The sequence below is a fragment of the Microbacterium sp. AC035 genome (genome assembly GCF_979258485.1).
Window position 1 is genome coordinate 2360775 of record NZ_OZ409858.1, and the last position, 17753, is coordinate 2378527.

Consider the following 17753-nt stretch of genomic DNA (forward strand, 5'->3'; position numbering starts at 1 on the left):
TTGTCCTTCGGTGTGGCGGGGAGAGATCAGAGGGAGTCGACGGCGGCGGCTTCGATGGCGAGGCCCGCGCGGTAGCGGTCGAGGTACGTGGTGAAGCCGGCGACGTCGGCGGGGTCGGGGTCGGCGACCACGAGCGATGCCGAGGCGAAGACGTCGCGCTCGAGATACTCCCCCAGCGACGCCGACTCGGCGTGGGCGAGGTACGACGCGAGCACCGCGATGCCCCACGCGCCGCCTTCCGAGGCGAGTTCGCCGACCGCGACCGGAGCGCCGAGGGCGCCAGCGAGGAATCGCTGCGCGACCCCGGCGGTGCGGAACATGCCACCGTGCGCGAACATGCGGTCGAGCTCGACGCCCTCGGCGGCGAGCACCTGCATCCCCAGTGCGAGCGTGCCGAACACGCCGTAGAGCTGCGAGCGCATGAAGTTCGCCAGCGTGAAGGCGCTGTCGGGCGTGCGCACGAACAGCGGTCGCCCCTCGGTGAGACCGGCGATCGGCTCGCCGGCGAGGTGGTTGTAGGCCAGCAGGCCCCCGGCATCCGCTTCTCCATCGAGAGCCTCGCGGAAGAGCGTGTCGAAGACGGCGTCATCACTCACCGGCTGTCCGGCGGCGGCCGAGAACCGGGTGAAGAGCCCGGCCCAGGCGGCCAGCTCGCTCGCGCCGTTGTTGCAATGCACCATGGCGACGGCGTCACCGGCGGGGGTGGTCACGAGGTCGAGCTCGTGATGCACCTCGGCCAGCGGATGCTCGAGCACGACCATCGCGAAGATGCTCGTGCCCGCAGAGACGTTGCCCGTGCGCGGCGACACCGAGTTCGTCGCGACCATGCCGGTGCCTGCGTCACCCTCGGGCGCGCAGAGCGGGATGTCGGGCTTCAGCGCACCGGTCGGATCGAGGAGCGCCGCACCCTCGGCCGTGAGCGTTCCTGCCGCAGAGCCGGCGGGGAGGACGGTCGGGAGCAGGTCTCGTGCGCTCGCGGGAAGGCGGTCTGCGGCGAGGACGTCGTAGGCCTGCAGCATCCGCTCGTCGTAGTCGCGGGTCGCGGAGTCGATCGGGAACATGCCGGATGCGTCGCCGACACCGAGCACACGCTCGCCGGTCAGGCGCGTGTGCACGTAGCCCGCGAGAGTGGTGACGAAGTCGAGCTGCGGCACATGCTCCTCGCCGTCGAGCACCGCCTGGTGCAGGTGGGCGATCGACCACCGCAACGGGATGTTCACCCCGAGCAGATCGGTCAGCTCGGCCGCCGCAGCCCCCGTGTTGGTGTTGCGCCACGTGCGGAACGGCGTGAGCAGCTCGCCCTGCGCGTCGAACGCGAGATACCCGTGCATCATGGCCGAGATGCCGATGGCGCCGAACGTCTCGGGGCGCACGCGGTGACGCTCGTGCGCGTCCGCGACGAGACCGGCGTATGCCGCCTGCAGTCCGTTCCAGACCTCGCCGATCGCGTAGGTCCAGAGGCCGTCTTCGAGCCGGTTCTCCCAGGCGAACGAGCCGGTGGCGAGCACCTCGGTGGCGTCGGATCCGATCAGGCACGCCTTGATGCGGGTGGAACCGAGCTCGATGCCGAGGCTCGTGCGGCCGGCGGCGATGTCGTCGCGCGCGGTGGTCGCCTCGTCGCTCGGGGTGGGGGTCGTGTCGCTCATCGTCGGGCGTCCGAGTTCTGTCCGTAGACGTTCTGGTAGCGGGTGAAGAGGCTGTCGATCGCCTCCTGCGGAATCGGGATCAGCGGTCCGGCCTCACGGGCGTAGTGCACGGTGCGGGCCACGTCTTCGACCATGACGGCGGCCTTGACGGCATCCTTCGCGTCCACCCCGATGGTGAAGGGGCCGTGGTTCTGCATCAGCACCGCGCGGCTGCGGTGGCCGGTGAGGGTCTGCACGATGCCGCGGCCGATCGAGTCGTCACCGATGATCGCAAAGGGACCGACCGGGATCGGACCGCCGAACTCGTCGGCCATGGCCGTGATGACGCAGGGGATCTCCTCCCCGCGGGCGGCCCACGCGACGGCGAACGTCGAGTGCGTGTGCACGACTCCGCCGACCTCGGGCATGTGGCGGTAGACGTAGGCATGGGCCGCGGTGTCACTCGAGGGCGAGCGGTCGCTGCCGGGGGTGCCGGGGATCACGGCGCCATCGAGGTCGCACAGGATCATGTTCTCGGGCGTGAGGTCGTCGTAGCTCACACCCGACGGCTTGATCACGAACAGGTCGGCGCCGGGCACGCGGCCCGAGACGTTGCCGCCGGTCCAGACGATGAGTCCGTAGCGGACGAGCTCGCTGTGCAGACGGGAGACGTCCTCACGGACGGCCTGGATGGATGCGTCGATCTCAGCGGAGAAGACGTTCTCGTCAGAGAAAGCGGGGGCTTCGTTGCTCACGGATACCTCAGGGTCGGCGGTGGTCACTGTGACCGGTCACAGAAGTGTGTCACGGAGGTCGGCGGACCGTCAAGACGCCGGCGCCCGCTCGGCGCCGCCGTGCGCGGGGCCACTTTCGCATCTCCCGTCTCGTGCGGGGTCACTTTCGCATCGGATACGGCGTGTTCACGTGCAGAACTGACCCCGCACCACGCCGCACATGCAGAACTGACCCCGCACCGCACCGCGCCGCGGATGCAGAACTGACCCCGCAGCGTGCCGGCACACACCCTGGCGCCGTTCAGCGCGGCGGCGCCACCGAGTCCCGGGTCACCAGCACGGGCGCCACCGGCGCGAGGTCGGATGCCGCGGCTCCGGCGCTGCCCGCCAGCACCGCCGCCACTGCACGACGCGCCAGCTCCGAGAAGTCCTGTCGCACGGTCGTGAGCTTCGGCCAGTAGTACGCGGCGTCCGGAGTGTCGTCGAAACCGACCACGCTGATGTCGCCGGGCACCGAGAGCCCGACTTCCTGCAGGCCGCCGAGCAGCCCGAGTGCCATCTGGTCGTTCGCCGCGAAGACCGCCGTCACACCCGAGTCCCGCACGGCGCCAGCCGCTGCATAGCCCGATCCGGCGGTCCAGTCGCCCTCGAAGACGGGCCCTGCGGCGAGCCCTCGTGCGGCGAGCTCAGCAGCGAATCCCTCGGCGCGCGACTCGGCTTCGAGCCAGTCGGCGGGTCCGGCGAGGTGCGCGATGCGCGTGTGTCCGGCATCGGCGAGCGCTGAGACGGCGAGCCTGGCTCCGGCGGCCTGGTCGACCGAGAGGCCACGCGCACCCCGGTCGGCTGCATGGAGGGTCACGACGGGAACGCCGATGCGCACCTCGTCGAGCGCGTCGAGGGTGTGGGCGTGCGGAGCGACGACGACGATGCCCTCGACTCCCTGCATCACGAGGTGGTCGACCGCGGCGATGACCGCGTCGGCATCTCCGGCATCCGCGAAGGCGGCGCTCAGCCAATAGCCGACCTCGCGGGCCGACGCCTCGAGTGCGGCGATGCTGCGAGAAGGGCCGTAGTGCAGCGCGTCGGTGGCCAGCACGCCGAGGGTGCGGGAGCGCCGGGTGCCCAGCGCACGGGCGGCGTTGTTCATGCGGTAGCCGAGCTCGGACATCGCGGCGAGCACCCGTTCGCGGGTCTCGGTAGCGACCTCGGGGTGGTCGTTCAGCACACGCGACACCGTCTGGCGTGACACCCCCGCGCGCACGGCGACGTCGCGCACGCCGACGGTGCGGCGGGGCTCGCTGCTCGTGTCACTCACGCCGACGAGTGTATGCCGAGCGGCCCCGGCGCCTCGCCTTCGTGCCACTCTGGTGACATGCGCATCGCACTCACCGGATCATCGGGCAAGCTCGGCAGCGTCGTCGCGCGGGAGCTCCGCGCCCACGGATACGAGGTCATCGGCATGGATGTCGCGGGCACTCGCGGCCCCGATTTCGTGCAGGTCGACCTGACGGATTACGGCCAGGTCGTGGATGCTTTCACCGCGGTCGGCGACCGACACGAGGGCATCGACGCCGTCGTGCATCTCGGTGCGATCCCCGCCCCCGGCATCCGCAGCGACGTGGCGACCTTCCATAACAACATGCCCGCGACGTTCAACGTCTTCTGGGCGGCCGTGCGACTCGGCATCCGACGCATCGTGTACGCGTCGAGCGAGACCGTCCTCGGCCTGCCGTTCGATGTGCCGCCGCCCTACGTGCCGGTCGACGAGGACTACCCGGCGCGCCCCGAATCGGTCTACTCGCTGGTCAAGACGCTGGAGGAGCAGCTGGCGAGGGAGCTCGTGCGCTGGCACCCCGACCTGTCGATCACGGCGCTGCGGTTCTCGAACGTGATGAACCCCGAGGATTACGCCGAGTTCCCCGACTTCGACGCCGACGCTCTGCGCCGCAAGTGGAACCTGTGGGGGTACATCGACGCCCGCGACGGTGCGCAGGCGGTGGAGCGTGCGCTCGAGGTGGCGGCACCCGGGTTCGACAACTTCATCATCGCGGCGGCCGACACGGTCATGTCGCGGCCGAACGCCGAGCTGCTCGGCGAGGTCTTCCCCGATGTGCCGGTCGCCCGCGAGTTCGGACCGAACGAGACGCTGCTGTCGATCGACAAGGCCCGCCGCATCCTGGGGTTCGACCCACAGCACTCCTGGCGCGACCACGCCTGACCTGACAACGACAGGGTGAGCGTCAGCGCCGGGCGATGGTCGACCCTCTGATCACGAGACGCACCGGAAGGTGGTGCGCCCCCTCGCCGATGTCGATGCCGTCGATCGCGTCGAACACCCGCAACGCGGCCTGACGCCCCAGCTGCTGCAGGTTCGCGTCGATGCTGGTGAGCTCGGGCCGGGCGTTGGTCGCGAGCACTTCCCAGTTGTCGTAGCCGATCACGGCGAGGTCGTCCGGCACAGTGCGCCCGAGATCACGGGCGGAGTCGAGCACACCGCGAGCGATCTGGTCGGATCCGCAGAACACGGCGTCGATGTCCGGATGCCGCTGCAGCAGCATCGCCGCGGCGTCGCGACCCCAGTGCTCCGTCCACTCCGAGAACATCGGCTCGCCCACGAGTTCGAGCCCCGCCTCGCCGAGAGCTGCTCTGGCTCCGGCGAGACGATCGTGAGCCGCGGCATAGGTCGGGTCGCCCGAGATGTGCGCGATGCGCCGACGCCCGCAGGCGAGCAGGTGCTCGATCGCGAGACGCCCGCCGGCATAGTTGTCGGGAGTCAATGAGAGGTCGCGCGGGTCATCCGACGGGGCATACGCGTAGACCACGGGCACGGGGATCTCCTGCCCGAGCGAGGGGCGCGGATCCGTCTGCCGACCGACGACGATGATGCCGTCGACGCGACGGCTCAGCAGCTCGCGCAAGTGATGCTGCTCGCGGATCGCGTCGCCACGGGCGTCGCAGAGGAACACGTTGATGCGGCCGGCTCCGAAAGCGTCTTCCGCGCCCATGAGGATCGGCAGCATGAAGCGGCCCTCGAGGTCGCTGGTGAGCAGGCCGACCGTGCCGGTGCGCCCGGCGAGGAGTCCTCGCGCCATGGCGTTGGGGGTGAAGGACAGCTCCTCGGCGATCGCGCGCACCTTGGCGCGGGTGGCGGCCGACACGTCGCCCCGATCGTTCAGCGCCTTGGACGCCGTCGAGATCGAGACTCCGGCGCGCGCGGCGACGTCGCTGAGGGTCGCAGCCCGAGCTCCAGTCGTGTCCGTCATCCCACTCCTTCGTGCTGAAAGGTTATCGGAACAAGGGTTGACGCACCCTCCGAAACCACGCTATACCTTTTCGAAAGGGTTTTCGTAAGTTTCGAAGAACCTGATCTCCACCTTCATCTCACTCCCGGCGCTGCACTGTCGAAGCGCCACACCGCACCCGCTCGAGGACGAGCCCAGAGGAGCCCCCGCCCATGAACACCACCCGCACCCACGCCGCACGCCGGGCAGCAGCCGCCGTCATCGCGGCCGGCCTGCTCGTCAGCGGCCTCGCCGCCTGCGCACCGGCCGCCGACGAGGCGTCGAACGAACCCATTCCCGCCGAAGGCACGGATGACGGCACCACGCTGACACTGTGGACCCGCGCGCCCATCGAGCGCCAGGCCAAGCTGCTCGTCGACGCCTACAACGACAGCCACGAGAACCAGGTCGAGCTGACAGTCGTCCCCAACGACGACTACGTCGCGAAGGTCGGCGCCGCCGCCGGATCCGACGGTCTGCCCGACCTCTTCGCCGCCGACATCGTCTACGTGCCCAACTGGGCGCAGCAGGGCCTGTTCCAGGACATGTCCGAGCAGATCGACGGTCTCGACTTCAAGGACGAGATCAACCCCGGGCACCTGTCGGCCGGAACGGTTGACGGCGCCGAGTATGTGCTGCCCTTCGCCCTCGACCTCTCGATGCTGTTCTGGAACAAGGAGCTGTTCGCCGAGGCGGGCCTCGACCCCGAGAAGGCACCCGCCACGCTCGAAGAGTTCGCCGAGGCGGCCATGGCCGTCCAGGCGTTGAACAAGCCCGACACCTACGGCACGGCGACGGGCCTCAACTGCGGTGGCTGCCTGGTCTTCACCTGGTTCCCCTCCATCTGGGCATCGGGCGACGAGGTCATGAGCGACGACGGCACCGAATCCCTGCTCGACGGCGACTCGGCTCAGGCGGTCTACGACACGTGGGCAGAGCTGCAGGATGCCGGCGCGATCCTCCCCTCCTCGACCGATGAGGCCGGACCCACCTGGACCGCCGCATTCAGCGAGGGCAAGGTCGGTGTGATGCCGTTCCCTGCGACCCTGCTTCCCTCCCTCGAGTTCGACGCGGGAGTCGCCGGCATCCCCGGGGTGGACGGCGGCGCCTCGACGTTCGTCGGCGGCGACGGCATCGGCATCTCGAAGGACTCGAAGAAGGCGGCGCAGGCCTGGAACTTCCTCAACTGGATGATGTCCGAGGACGCTCAGGTCGAGGTGCTCGCCAAGGACGGCAACGCCGTGTCACGCGGTGACCTCGCCGACAACGAGTACGCGGCCGCCGACCCTCGGCTGGTCACGATCAACGAGGTCGCAGCCCAGGGCGACACCCCGGTGGCGCTGAACTTCCAGCAGGCGTTCAACGCTCCGGGCAGCCCGTGGCTCACGCTGGTGCGCAACGCGGTGCTGAACGGCGACGGCTCCGTGCCGGCCGACAACGAGGAGATCACCGCGATCCTGTCGCAGTGATCGCGTCCGGGGCGGCGCAAATCGCGCCGCCCCGCATCCTCGTCGGCGAACTCGCCACGTATCCCCGCACGCCTGCACTCGGGGCGCCCCCGCCCCCCTGCATTCCCGACCGAAAGAGAACGAGATGACCCAGGCCGCACCCCCGCTGCGTCGCCGCAGACCGCGCACCGCGTTCGGCGGGCCGGTGCAGGGCTGGCTCTACGCCGCTCCCACCGCGATCTTCGTCGCCCTGCTCTTCATCGTCCCGCTCGTGCTGGTGGTGCAGATGTCGGCATCCGACTGGCCCCTGCTGAGCGGCAATCAGGGCATCAACTTCCCCGAGAACTACGCGGATGCCGTCACCCACCGCCTCTTCTGGGATTCGATCCGCTTCACCCTGCTGTACACCCTCATCACGACCGTCATCCTGATCGGGCTCGGGCTCGGCCTGGCCCTCCTCGTGCAGGAGTCGACCCGCTGGAAAGGGTTCCTGCGTACGGCCTTCCTGATCCCGAGTGCGCTCGGCCTGGCATCCGCCTCGCTGCTCTTCTACGTGCTCTACTCCCCTATCGCCGGCCCGTTCGCCGAACTGATGAAGTCCTGGGGCATCACGTTCCTCGGCACACCGGAGGGTGCGCTGTGGTCGACGATCTTCCTGATCGTCTGGCGCTATGCGGGCTTCTACATGCTGCTGATGCTCGTGGGCCTGCAGGGCATTCCGGACGACGTCTACGAGGCCGCCCGCATCGACGGCGCGAACCGGTGGCAGACGTTCCGCGACATCACGGTGCCGCTGCTCAAGCCGACCTTCGCGCTCACCACGGTGATGTGCGTGACCGGGTCGCTGCTCGCTTTCGAGCAGTTCTACATCCTCACCAAGGGCGGCCCCGACAACAGCACCATGACCGTCGTGCAGCTGATCTACAACGTCGCCTTCCAGGGGCAGAACAGCCTGGGGATCGCCGGCGCCCTCTCGGTGATCGTGCTGCTCGCGCTCATCGTCATCAACGTCTTCCAGCTGCGCGCGTTCCGCCGCACGGATGAGAACTGAACCGAGAGCTGAGAACCATGTCCCAGACACTGACCCGCACGATCGTCGCCCCGAATCATCAGCCCACCGCACCTCGATACCGCTCGAAGGCGGCCCGCGTCGTCTTCGGCATCCCGTACTGGGTGTTCACCACAGCCCTCGCGGTGATCTTCCTCTACCCGCTGATCTGGACCGGCGTCTCATCCGTCAGCCCGATGGCCGGCACCAGCCAGACCGACGGATGGGGATTCGGCAACTACGCCGCCCTCGGCGAATACCAGGCGGGCATCTGGGTGTACCTCGGCAACTCGCTGTTCGTCTCGGTGCTCACCGTGGCGCTCACGCTGTTCATCTCTCTGCTGGGCGGCTACGCGTTCGCGCGTTTCTCGTTCCCCGGCAAGAACGCCCTGTTCCTGCTGACGCTCGCGATCCTGATGGTGCCGTACGCGACGCTGCTCATTCCGCTGTACGTGATCCTCAACGCGGTCGGCCTGCAGAACTCGCTCGTCGGCGTCGCGCTCGTGATCACCATGTTCCAGCTGCCGTTCTCGATGTTCATGATGCGCATCTCGTTCGAGTCGATCCCGAAGGAGATGGACGAGGCCGCGATGGTCGACGGATGCTCCAGCTGGGGCGCGCTGTGGCGGGTGCTGCTGCCCGCGGTCAAGCCGGGACTCGTCACCGTCGGGCTGTTCGCGTTCCTCACCGCGTGGAACGACTTCATGGCCCCGCTGATCCTCATCAACGACACCAACCGCATGACGCTGCCGCTCGCGGTCGCGAACCTCCGAGGGCAGGTGCAGGGCGTCGTCGACTACGGCGCCACCGAGGCGGGGGTCGTCGTGCTGGCGCTCCCCTGCATCCTGCTCTTCCTGATTCTGCAACGACACTACGTGCGGGGCTTCATGTCCGGCGCCTTCAAGGGATGACCATGTTCGACACCACTGCACCTGCCGCTCCCGTGGTCCCCAGCCGCGGCCGTCTGCGCCCCCTCGGTCTCGACGAGGTGCGCATCACCGGAGGATTCTGGGGCGACCGTCAGGCCGTCAACGGAACTGCCACGCTCACGCACATCGAGTCGCGACTCGAGTCCGAGGGATGGCTGCCGAACTTCGATCTCGCCGCAGCCGGCACGCTCCCCGCGGGGCGCCGGGGTCGCGAGTTCGCCGACTCCGAGATCTACAAGTACCTCGAGGCACTGGCGTGGGAGATCGGACGGACGGATGCCGGCGATGACAGCGACCTCGAGCAGCGGTTCCGCCGCGTGGTCGACCGGGTCGCTGCCGCGCAGGAGCCCGACGGATACCTCAACACGATGTTCGGTCGCGAGGGCCAGGGTGAGCGCTGGTCGGCGCTGCAGTGGGGGCACGAGCTCTACTGCCTCGGACACCTGTTCCAGGCGGCCGTCGCCCGGGTGCGCACGAGGCCGGAGGCCGACGACGGGCTGATCGACGTCGCCCGCCGCGCCGCAGACCTCGTCTGCCGCGAGTTCGGCCGCGACGGCCGGGACGCGATCTGCGGGCATGCCGAGGTCGAGGTCGGTCTCGCGGAGCTCGGCCGAGCGCTCAGCGAGCAGCGCTACATCGATCAGGCAGCGTTGTTCGTCGAACGGCACGGGCATGGGTCGCTGGGCGAGATCGAATGGGGGCGCAGCTACTTCCAGGACGACGTGTCGGTGCGCGAGGCCGAAGCGCTGCGCGGGCACTCCGTGCGGGCCAACTACCTGTCGTCGGCCGCGGCCGATGTCGCCACCGAGCTGGCCGACGAGTCTCTGCTCGACGCACTGCGCGCGCAGTGGGATCGCACGGTCGAACGCCGCACCTACGTCACCGGCGGCCAGGGGTCGCACCATCAGGACGAGGCGTTCGGCGACGACTGGGAGCTACCGCCGGATCGCGCCTACTCCGAGACCTGCGCCGGCATCGGGTCGATCATGTTCTCGTGGCGGCTGCTGCTCGCCACCGGTGAGTCGCAGTACGCCGACCTGATCGAACGGACGCTCTTCAACGTCGTCGCGACCTCCCCCGGCGACGACGGGCGCTCGTTCTTCTACGCCAACACGCTGCATCAGCGCACTCCGGGGGTCCCCGCGGATCCGGATGCCACGTCGCCGCGTGCCTCGTCATCGCTGCGGGCCCCGTGGTTCGAGGTGTCGTGCTGCCCGCCGAACGTGGCACGCACGTTCGCGAGCCTCGGTGCGTATGTCGCCACCGCCGACGACGACGGCGTGCAGGTGCATCAGTACGCTCCGTCGACCGTGCGGACCGTTCTGCCCGACGGGCGGATCGTGGCCTTCGACGTGTCGACGAACTACCCCGTCGAGGGGGACGTGCGGATCACCATCGTCGAGGATGCCGAGTTCACGCTGACGCTGCGTGTGCCGTCGTGGGCGTCAGGAGCGACGGTGCGCGTGCATAGCGGCGGCGAGGTCGCGGAGTCCCCTGCGCCCGTCGACTCGGTGTCGGTGCCGCGTGCGTTCCGCGCTGGCGACATCGTCGAGCTGCACCTGCCTATCGCCGCGAGGGCCACTGCACCGCATCCGATGGTGGATGCCGTGCGCGGCAGCGTCGCGATCGAGCGCGGCCCCGAGGTCCTGGCGCTCGAGTCGATCGACCTCGGAGCCGATGTCGGTGACGCGATCGTTGCGGGCGAGCCCGTCGAGCGCGAGGGTCACGTGGTGCTGCCGGTGCGACACCGCTCGACCGGCGAGACGGTCGACGCGCCCTTGATCGCCTATCACGACTGGGCTCGACGCGGCCCGTCGACCATGCGGGTCTGGATCCCAACGGTGTGATCAATCCGACTACAGTTCCATCGTCATTCGGCTGAATCCTCGATACGGAACTCGATGCCGACGGTCTCGTCCGGATCGGTGAAGCGGATCACTCCTGACGTGAACGCTCGTGAAAGAGAGGCGGGCTCCACACGGAAGCCGTCGTATGCAGCCTGCGAGAAGCGAAGCACGACTTCGGGATCATCAGGGTACGTGTCCCAGGTACCGATGCCAGCGAAGCCACCGGCATCGACATAGTCCAGCGGATTGAACGAAGCTCCGTGCATGACGAAGGTTCCATTCTCGTAGACAGTGAGCGTGCCGGTGTCCTCACCTACCGCCCGCCAGGTGCCGACGGGAGACGATATCTGCGGCGCGCACCCGGTGAGCGTAAGAACCACAGCGACGACTCCCCCAATAACAGCGATCATCCGCGGCGTTCGCAAGAGGGCACTCATGGATACACCGTTTCTGTCCACACGATCGTCTGGTGCTGCGACGCCCATTCGCCGCTGTCGGCTTCCGCGGCGAGCATCGAGGGGTGGACTATCGGGAGGTGCCCTCCTCCTGTGCCGGGGATGCGCGTCGCAGAGTCTATGGTCGTGTCGTTGTTGATCACATAGGTCACGTCGACACTTCCGTCGATGAGGGACTCGTCGACGAAAACCCTGAGTGTGTATGACCCGAGGAAGGATTCCGGCAGATTCCGGTCCCCCAGATGGAGATCGGCCACAGGGCCTGACATCGAACTCGTCGCGAGGTTGACGCCGTCGTTGATGAGAGTTGAAAAATTGTTGCTGATCTCTCTGTTGTAGTCCAGACCCGTGTCCGTGTTGAGGGAGAACTTCCCACTACGTAGGTCAGCCAGCACCCGCTCTCGCACACTCTCGATGTGGTCGCTCCGCATTAACGTCGACACGAACGGGTCGTCGGAACCGAGGGCCACACCTCGGCCGAGGTCGCCTTTCCAGAATTGACCGAGCATCTCCATCACGCGCCTGTTGGCCCTGTCACGACGGGACCCCTCCGGACTCTCGGCGACGCAGCGCAGACCTCCCCATGCGACCGATGCCACGCGGCCCAGCAGACTCGCGAGGGTCTGATCCGCGGTCGCTCTATCCTCAGCGAGGCCGGTGAGTGCTTCCGTCGCGATCTTCGCATCCTTCTTCGCCTGCTGTTCCGCCTGGAGCCGATGCTCCATACCCGCGGCATCATTGTCGAACAGCCCGCCTTCACTCACCATGTCGAGGATCAGCTGCGCCGCCGCGAGGTCCTGTTTCAGCGGCTCGGCTCGTGCCGCGATCTCAGCGACGACATCGCCGTACTCGATGACGGCCTTGCGCGCAGCATCCATCGCCTCGGCGGAATCCTCGAGGTCGCGCCGCAGACCAGCAGCCCGCCCACGGAAGGCGTCGGCACTCTCGCCTGTCCACGACGCATCGAGATCGCGCAGGATCGTGGTCACTGCAGCGCGCGCGTCGGACAGATCGGAGGCCCGCAGTTCGGCCCATCGAGCGGCGAGCCCGCATGATCCGACATCGCCCGCGCCCGGATCAGACCACGTCCAGTTGGACGGCATCAGTCGTCCAGCGCGGCGACGTAGGCGGCGAGCGCATCGATGTGAGCCTGCTCGGCAGCGACGAAGTCGGAGGCGGTCTCGTCGACGGCGCCGGCGAGACGACGCGCGGCCCATTCGAGCGCGGTGACGGCGTCGCCTCAGCCGCGCGAGAACATCGATGCCGCCGACGTCACGAGATCGCTCCTCATCGGCGAGAGATCCAAGGCACTCGCCGATCCGCCGACAGCAAGGCCGTTCAGCGTTCTGGCCGTGCCCTGCATACCTTCGTAGTCCACATGGATTGGTTGGCGCACGTTCCCCCAAAGATCACCTGCCCCCACATTATTGTCCTCATATGAGGCGAATACCGCTTCCCACGTGTTGTATTCCGATAAGCAAAGCGAGGTTGCAGACCCTCCCCGGCACGCGAATGACCCCACCTCTATACGAGATGGAGCCATTCGGACCATGCGAACCGAACTACTCCCGTTTTCGCGTCACAGCGCGCTGCAGCAGCACGAACACGAGCAGGATGCCGCCGGTGATGATCGTCGTCATCTCGGGAGGGATGCCGCCGTCGCGGGTGATCAGCACGTTCATGAGACCGAGCACCAGCGCCCCGATGACCGAGCCCAGAACGTAGCCGTACGCACCGGTCAGCACAGTGCCCCCGATCACCGCTGCGGCGATCGCGTCGAGCTCCCATCCGATGCCGGTGATGTTCTGGGCAGTGCCGAGCCGTGCGGTGTACAGCACGGCGGCGAGACCGGCCAGGCCACCGCTGATCACGTAGACGAGAACCTTGGTGCGCTGCACGGGAAGCCCCATCAGCAGCGCGGAGCTCTCGGACCCGCCGATCGCATAGACCGTCCGCCCCGTGCGGGTGCGGTGCAGCACGAAGAACGCGGCAGCCACGACGATCACCGCGACGAGCACGGCGGGGGTGATCACGAGGTCGTTGACCTTGGGTCCGTCGATGATCTTCAGCTGCGTGCCGATCCATCGGATCGGCGATTCCTCGCCGAGTCGCTCGGGCTTGGTGCTGAGCAGCGAGGCGAGGCCCCGACCGAGGAACATCATCGCCAACGTCGCGATGAACGGCTGCACGTCGAAGTACCTGATCAGCACCCCCGAGACGATGCCGAAGAGCACGCCGATGCCGATCATCGCGACGATCACGGCGAACGCGTTCCATCCTTCGTTTGAGAGCATCACGCCGGCGACCGAGGAGACGGCGATGATCGACCCCACCGAGAGGTCGATGCCGCCGGTGAGGATCACGAAGGTCAGGGCGACCGCGAGCACGATGAGGTGCGCGTTGTTGATCAGCAGATTCGAGAGCGTGTTGAACTGCAGGATGCGGCCGTAGGCCACCTCGCCGAAGATCACCATGCCGACGAAGATGACGACCGAGGCGATCGTCGGCAGCACCGACGGATTCGCCGTGATCATGCGTCGCACGCGGTCGACGACGGTCTCGGTCGCCTGCGGAGCGGGGGCGGCGGTCACGACGCTCATGCGGACACCTCTTCCTTGGCGATGATCTGCTCGACCGGTCGAGCCTTGCGACGTGAGCGGAACCAGCTGCGCACCCGCTGCGACTGCAGCAGGCACAGCACGACGATCACGATGGCCTTGAACGCGGGGGTCGCCGACGACGAGACGCCGAGGTAGAGCACGGTCTTGTCGAGCGTGGCGATGAGCAGCGCTCCGACGAACGCGCCGCTGAGCGAGAACTTGCCGCCCGCGAGCGACGCACCGCCGATCACCACGGCGAGGATCGCGTCGAGTTCCAGCTGATATCCGGTGCGCGAGATGTCGACCGTCATGACGCTGCCGACCGACATGATGCCCGCGACGCCCGCGAGGATGCCGCTCATGATGTACGCCGTGAGCAGCAGACCCTTCGGCTTGATGCCCGCCATGCGGCTGGCCCGGGGGTTGATGCCGATCGCCTCGATCATGAGCCCGAGCGCACTGCGCCTGACGACCCAGCCGACGGCGATCACGATGAGCACGGCGAGGATGAACACCACGGGGATGCCGATCACGAAGCCGTTCGCGATCCAGCGGAACGCGTCGTTCGAGGCCGTGGTGTTCTGCCCGCCGGTGATCACCTTGGCGATCCCTCGACCCGCGAGCATCAGCACGAGTGTGGCGATGAACGGCTGCAGCCCGACGTAGGCGACGAGCAGACCGTTGACCGCCCCGAGGATGCCGGTGATGACCAGCGCGAGTCCGACCGCGGCGAGCGCTGCGCCGAAGGAGTCGCCTGCGGCGCTGAGGAACTCCATCGAGACGGCCCCGGCGACGGCCATCAGGGATCCGACCGAGAGGTCGATGCCACCGGTGGCGATCACGAGCGACATCCCGATGGCGATCATCATGATCGGCGCCGCCTGACGCAGGATGTCGATGAGGTTGCCGACGAGGTGGCCGTTGTTGGGGTTGATCGAGAGCGCGAGGTAGGTCGGGTCCTTGATCACGTTCAGGGCGAGCAGCGCGAAGATCGCGACGATTCCCCAGAAGAACGGCTTGTGGATCAGGTCCCGCCAGATGGTGGTGCCGGCTGACGCGGTCATCGCGCTGCCTCCCTGTCGGTCGTGGGGGCGATGCTATCGGGCACGGCGCCGTCGGTGTCGTCGAGCGTCTCGGCAGCGGCCTCGACCCCGTGCGCGGCGATCACATCGACGATCACCTGCGCGGTGACATCGGGTCCGTTCTGGATCTCGCCGATCTTCCGGTGGTCCTTGAGCACGACGATCCGCTCGGAGAGGCGCACGACCTCCTCGAGCTCGGAGGAGATGAACACCACGGCGACGCCGTCTTCGGCGAGCTCGGCCACCGCCTCCTGGATCTCGGCCTTCGCACCCACGTCGATGCCGCGGGTCGGCTCGTCGAGGATCAGCAGCTCGGGCTGCGTGGCGAGCCAGCGGCCGAGCAGCACCTTCTGCTGGTTGCCGCCGGAGAGGTTCTTGATCATCCGGTCGGGGTCGGCCGGACGGACGTGGAACTGGTCGATGTAGCGGTCGACGATCGCATCCTGCTCCTTGCGGCTCATGGGACGCGCCCAGCCGCGCTCTGCCTGCACGGCGAGGATGATGTTCTCGCGCACGGTCAGGTCTCCGATGATCCCCTCGTCGCGGCGGTTCTCGGTCGAGAAGGCGATCCGGCGAGGCAGCGCATCGGCGGGCGACTTGAGGTCGACCCGGCGTCCGTGCAGCTCGATCGTGCCTTCGTCGGGGCGATCGGCACCATAGAGCAGTCGGGCGAGCTCGGTGCGCCCGGAGCCGAGCAGCCCGGCGAAGCCGATCACCTCGCCGGGGCGGATGTCGAGGTCGGTCGCCTCGACCGCTCCGCGTCGTGCGATGCCGGATGCCGCGAGCAGCGGCTTCTCATCGGCCTCGCGCGGCGCGCGGCGGCGGTTGCCTCCGAGCGACGTGAGCGCATCGAGGTCCTTGCCGATCATCTTCGAGATGAGAGCGTGGCGGTCGAGGTCTCGGGTGAGGTACTCACCCTCGTACAGTCCGTTGCGCAGCACCGTCAGGCGGTCGCTGATCGCGTAGACCTGATCGAGGAAGTGCGAGACGAAGAGGATCGCGACCCCCTGGTCGCGCAGTGCGCGGATCACGGTGAAGAGGCCCTCGACCTCGGCGGCGTCGAGGCTGGAGGTCGGCTCGTCGAGGATGAGCACCTTGGCCTTGATCGCCATCGCGCGGCTGATGGCGACGAGCTGCTGCAGCGCGATCGAGAGGGTCGAGAGCGGTCGGCGCGTATCGAGGTGTCCGAGCCCGAGTCGGGAGAGGGCGTCGGTCGCGGCGCGGTGGGTGGCCGTCCAGTTGATGCCGAACACACCTCGCGTCTCATGACCGAGCATCACGTTCTCGCCGATCGAGAGGTTGGGGGCGAGGTTGACCTCCTGGTACACAGTCGAGATCCCGGCATCCTGCGCGTCGCCGGCGCCGCCGAAGCTGCGCTCCTGTCCGGCGACGACGATCGAGCCGGAGTCGATCCGGTAGACGCCGGTCAGGGCTTTGATCAGGGTCGACTTCCCTGCGCCGTTCTCGCCCATGAGCGCGTGGACCTCGCCCTGGAACAGCCGGAAATCGACCTTGTCGAGGGCTTTCACGCCCGGGAACTCGATTGAGATCCCGCGCATCTCGACGATGGGCAGTGCTTCGTTCATCGCTGTCTCTCCGTCTGCAGAGCCCGGGTGGCGCAGTGCTCCTGCCCCACCCGGGCTCGCTGCCGGATCACTCCGGCGTCGGGTTCGGTGCTCGGTCAGTACTTGCGGTCGGCGAGCACGGCCTGGGCCGCCTCCGCCGAATCGAACGCCTCGCTGGGGACGACGATGTACGACTCGACGTCCTCGCCGGCGAGTGTCTTCTCGACGACCTCCATCGCGGTCTCCCCGAACAGCGGGTTGTACTCGTGCACGTAGCTGAGCTGACCGTCGGCGAGCGCCTGCATGGCGTTCTTCGTGCCGTCGATCGTGGCGATCTTGACGTCTTCACCGACGACGAGTCCGGCCTCTTCCGCAGCCTGCGCGGCGCCGAGTCCCATCTCATCGTTCTGGGCGAACACGAGCTGGATGTCGTTGTTCGAGGACTTCAGCATCGTCTCGAACACGCTCTTGCCCTCTTCCGCCGACCAGTTCGCGGTCTGCGCGTCGAGCTTCGTGAGCGACGAGTCACCGAGGCCCTCGTCGAAGCCGGTGTTGCGCTCGTTCACGACGCCGACTCCGGCCGGCCCCTCGAGCACGACGTAGTTGCCGCCGTCGGGGAACGCGGCCGCAGCCCACGTGCCGACCTCCTTGGCGACCTCGACGTTGTCGGGCGCGATGCGGGTGACGTACAGGCTGTCGTCGTCGGGCTCGATGCCGCGGTCGAGCAGGATCACGGGGATCTCCGCCTCCTGCGCACGCTTGAGCGAGTCCTCCCAGCCCGAGGCCTCGGTCGCCGACAGCAGGATCACGTCGACGCCCTCATCGACGAACGACGTGAACGCGTCGATCTGCGACTTCTGGTCGAGGTTGGTGGCGGGGGCGTACTTGAGCTCGTATCCGGCTTCCTCCGTGAAGGTGTCCTGGATGTTCTGCTCGTTCGCCTCGCGCCAGGCGCCTTCAGGGCCGACGGCCACGAAGCCGACGGTGGTGACGTCATCGGACCCGCCGCTCCCCTCGCCCGAGTCACCGGACGAGCAGGCCGCCAGGCCGATGGTGAGTGCGCCGACTGCTGCCAGGCCGAACGCGACGCGGATGCGCTTCTTCGCGGACATTTCTTCTCCTCTTTGAGATGCCGGTGG

At 67.9% G+C, this 17753-nt stretch carries 15 protein-coding genes; 5 read left to right on the forward strand and 10 right to left on the reverse strand.

Features of this window, described 5'->3' with window-relative positions; translation table 11 throughout:
• Positions 1-26: 26 nt before the first annotated feature.
• From ACZ0AA_RS11410 to ACZ0AA_RS11420, 3 genes are all read right to left on the reverse strand, one after another.
• Positions 27-1646, reverse strand: a complete 1620-nt coding sequence (locus ACZ0AA_RS11410) for a xylulokinase (RefSeq protein WP_463512951.1) — start codon at positions 1644-1646, stop codon at positions 27-29.
• Positions 1643-2329: an L-ribulose-5-phosphate 4-epimerase gene (locus tag ACZ0AA_RS11415; RefSeq protein WP_463513840.1), complete on the reverse strand. Its 687-nt coding sequence runs from the start codon at positions 2327-2329 to the stop codon at positions 1643-1645. Before ACZ0AA_RS11415 ends, ACZ0AA_RS11410 begins: the two co-directional genes overlap by 4 nt.
• Positions 2330-2660: 331 nt before the next feature.
• Complete coding sequence (locus ACZ0AA_RS11420; protein ID WP_463512952.1) at positions 2661-3674, reverse strand: LacI family DNA-binding transcriptional regulator; 1014 nt, start codon at positions 3672-3674, stop codon at positions 2661-2663.
• 57 nt (positions 3675-3731) lie between these two features.
• Between ACZ0AA_RS11420 and ACZ0AA_RS11425 the strand changes: the two genes are divergently transcribed.
• A complete protein-coding gene (locus ACZ0AA_RS11425) occupies positions 3732-4577 on the forward strand; it encodes an NAD-dependent epimerase/dehydratase family protein (protein WP_463512953.1) in 846 nt (281 codons plus the stop codon).
• Positions 4578-4599: 22 nt separating this feature from the next.
• Here ACZ0AA_RS11425 and ACZ0AA_RS11430 read toward each other — a convergent pair whose 3' ends face one another.
• Positions 4600-5622, reverse strand: a complete 1023-nt coding sequence (locus ACZ0AA_RS11430; RefSeq protein WP_463512954.1) for a LacI family DNA-binding transcriptional regulator — start codon at positions 5620-5622, stop codon at positions 4600-4602.
• Positions 5623-5813: 191 nt separating this feature from the next.
• Here ACZ0AA_RS11430 and ACZ0AA_RS11435 point away from each other — a divergent pair, with 191 nt between their 5' ends.
• The 4 genes from ACZ0AA_RS11435 (at position 5814) to ACZ0AA_RS11450 (ending at position 10912) form a co-directional block, all read left to right on the forward strand.
• Positions 5814-7109, forward strand: coding sequence for an ABC transporter substrate-binding protein (locus ACZ0AA_RS11435; protein WP_463512955.1), 1296 nt, complete (start codon positions 5814-5816; stop codon positions 7107-7109).
• 124 nt (positions 7110-7233) lie between these two features.
• The gene (locus ACZ0AA_RS11440; protein ID WP_400864419.1) at positions 7234-8139 is read left to right on the forward strand and encodes a carbohydrate ABC transporter permease; all 906 of its coding nucleotides are present in this window, start codon (positions 7234-7236) and stop codon (positions 8137-8139) included.
• A gap of 17 nt (positions 8140-8156) precedes the next feature.
• Complete coding sequence (locus tag ACZ0AA_RS11445; protein ID WP_082477973.1) at positions 8157-9047, forward strand: carbohydrate ABC transporter permease; 891 nt, start codon at positions 8157-8159, stop codon at positions 9045-9047.
• Complete coding sequence (locus ACZ0AA_RS11450) at positions 9044-10912, forward strand: glycoside hydrolase family 127 protein (protein ID WP_463512956.1); 1869 nt, start codon at positions 9044-9046, stop codon at positions 10910-10912. The genes ACZ0AA_RS11445 and ACZ0AA_RS11450 overlap by 4 nt, the downstream gene beginning before the upstream one ends.
• A 23-nt stretch (positions 10913-10935) precedes the next feature.
• Here ACZ0AA_RS11450 and ACZ0AA_RS11455 read toward each other — a convergent pair whose 3' ends face one another.
• The 6 genes from ACZ0AA_RS11455 to ACZ0AA_RS11480 form a co-directional block, all read right to left on the reverse strand.
• Complete coding sequence (locus tag ACZ0AA_RS11455; protein WP_463512957.1) at positions 10936-11292, reverse strand: hypothetical protein; 357 nt, start codon at positions 11290-11292, stop codon at positions 10936-10938.
• Between the two features lie 53 nt (positions 11293-11345).
• Positions 11346-12470 carry a WXG100 family type VII secretion target gene (locus ACZ0AA_RS11460; RefSeq protein WP_463512958.1) on the reverse strand — a complete coding sequence of 375 codons (1125 nt, stop codon included), beginning with the start codon at positions 12468-12470 and terminating at the stop codon, positions 11346-11348.
• 459 nt (positions 12471-12929) lie between these two features.
• Positions 12930-13967 carry an ABC transporter permease gene (locus ACZ0AA_RS11465; protein ID WP_463512959.1) on the reverse strand — a complete coding sequence of 346 codons (1038 nt, stop codon included), beginning with the start codon at positions 13965-13967 and terminating at the stop codon, positions 12930-12932.
• Positions 13964-15031, reverse strand: a complete 1068-nt coding sequence (locus tag ACZ0AA_RS11470; protein WP_463512960.1) for an ABC transporter permease — start codon at positions 15029-15031, stop codon at positions 13964-13966. Before ACZ0AA_RS11470 ends, ACZ0AA_RS11465 begins: the two co-directional genes overlap by 4 nt.
• A complete protein-coding gene (locus ACZ0AA_RS11475; RefSeq protein ID WP_463512961.1) occupies positions 15028-16635 on the reverse strand; it encodes a sugar ABC transporter ATP-binding protein in 1608 nt (535 codons plus the stop codon). The genes ACZ0AA_RS11470 and ACZ0AA_RS11475 overlap by 4 nt, the downstream gene beginning before the upstream one ends.
• 95 nt (positions 16636-16730) lie before the next feature.
• Positions 16731-17726 carry a substrate-binding domain-containing protein gene (locus ACZ0AA_RS11480; RefSeq protein ID WP_463512962.1) on the reverse strand — a complete coding sequence of 332 codons (996 nt, stop codon included), beginning with the start codon at positions 17724-17726 and terminating at the stop codon, positions 16731-16733.
• Positions 17727-17753 lie beyond the last annotated feature (27 nt).

Excerpts from the sequence above, each read along its gene's own strand:
- ACZ0AA_RS11425 (WP_463512953.1), top strand. The coding sequence starts at position 3,732 with ATGCGCATCGCACTCACCGGATCATCGGGCAAGCTCGGCAGCGTCGTC.
- ACZ0AA_RS11480 (WP_463512962.1), bottom strand. The coding sequence starts at position 17,726 with ATGTCCGCGAAGAAGCGCATCCGCGTCGCGTTCGGCCTGGCAGCAGTC.
- ACZ0AA_RS11410 (WP_463512951.1), bottom strand. The coding sequence starts at position 1,646 with ATGAGCGACACGACCCCCACCCCGAGCGACGAGGCGACCACCGCGCGC.
- ACZ0AA_RS11440 (WP_400864419.1), top strand. The coding sequence starts at position 7,234 with ATGACCCAGGCCGCACCCCCGCTGCGTCGCCGCAGACCGCGCACCGCG.
- ACZ0AA_RS11465 (WP_463512959.1), bottom strand. The coding sequence starts at position 13,967 with ATGAGCGTCGTGACCGCCGCCCCCGCTCCGCAGGCGACCGAGACCGTC.
- ACZ0AA_RS11430 (WP_463512954.1), bottom strand. The coding sequence starts at position 5,622 with ATGACGGACACGACTGGAGCTCGGGCTGCGACCCTCAGCGACGTCGCC.
- ACZ0AA_RS11475 (WP_463512961.1), bottom strand. The coding sequence starts at position 16,635 with ATGAACGAAGCACTGCCCATCGTCGAGATGCGCGGGATCTCAATCGAG.
- ACZ0AA_RS11445 (WP_082477973.1), top strand. The coding sequence starts at position 8,157 with ATGTCCCAGACACTGACCCGCACGATCGTCGCCCCGAATCATCAGCCC.
- ACZ0AA_RS11450 (WP_463512956.1), top strand. The coding sequence starts at position 9,044 with ATGACCATGTTCGACACCACTGCACCTGCCGCTCCCGTGGTCCCCAGC.
- ACZ0AA_RS11435 (WP_463512955.1), top strand. The coding sequence starts at position 5,814 with ATGAACACCACCCGCACCCACGCCGCACGCCGGGCAGCAGCCGCCGTC.
- ACZ0AA_RS11470 (WP_463512960.1), bottom strand. The coding sequence starts at position 15,031 with ATGACCGCGTCAGCCGGCACCACCATCTGGCGGGACCTGATCCACAAG.
- ACZ0AA_RS11460 (WP_463512958.1), bottom strand. The coding sequence starts at position 12,470 with ATGCCGTCCAACTGGACGTGGTCTGATCCGGGCGCGGGCGATGTCGGA.